General features: G+C 38.1%; 1 protein-coding gene. It reads right to left on the bottom strand.

The features are described 5' to 3' along the window. Positions 1–101: 101 nt before the first annotated feature. On the bottom strand, positions 102–368 hold the full coding sequence (locus NDJ01_RS09630) for a hypothetical protein (RefSeq protein WP_139060171.1): 267 nt from the start codon (positions 366–368) through the stop codon (positions 102–104). Positions 369–457 lie beyond the last annotated feature (89 nt).

Raw genomic sequence — 457 nt, 5'->3', positions numbered from 1 at the left:
AAGCTTCCGCATACCACCTTAAACACTAAACGCAACGCATAGTAAAAATGCCACGCGTTGCGAATCACTCTTGAACAGTTTGTTAGGCGCGTAGCCAAATTTTACAACTTAATCTCAACGTTATTTCGTACATAAGTTGGGATAGATAGTTGCTCATCTATGTCTTTGAACTTTGGCTGTTGAGGCATAGATTCTATTATCGAGTTCAGTTCTTCAAAACTGATACCTACAACTCGGCAAGCTGTCATCAACCCATTAATAAAGCACTTTTTATCGCGTTTTTGCTGTTGCTCACTTGCAGGAATCGATGAGTACATTTCGCACTCTTTCGTTAATACGGCTAGAAGTTCTTCTTTTGATGTTTCCATATACAAACTCAGTTACCAGATAGTTTGAACATATTATCAATGATTTAAGATACAACTTCCAAGAGCTTGCTCTTACGTTTGAAACCAAG

Origin of the sequence: Vibrio sp. HS-50-1 (assembly GCF_024747315.1) — a bacterium.
Lineage (GTDB): Bacteria > Pseudomonadota > Gammaproteobacteria > Enterobacterales > Vibrionaceae > Vibrio > Vibrio diabolicus.
Note: the sequence above shows the minus strand (reverse complement) of the source record. Positions and strands in the feature narration are given on the sequence as shown.

Excerpts from the sequence above, each read along its gene's own strand:
- NDJ01_RS09630 (WP_139060171.1), bottom strand. The coding sequence starts at position 368 with ATGGAAACATCAAAAGAAGAACTTCTAGCCGTATTAACGAAAGAGTGC.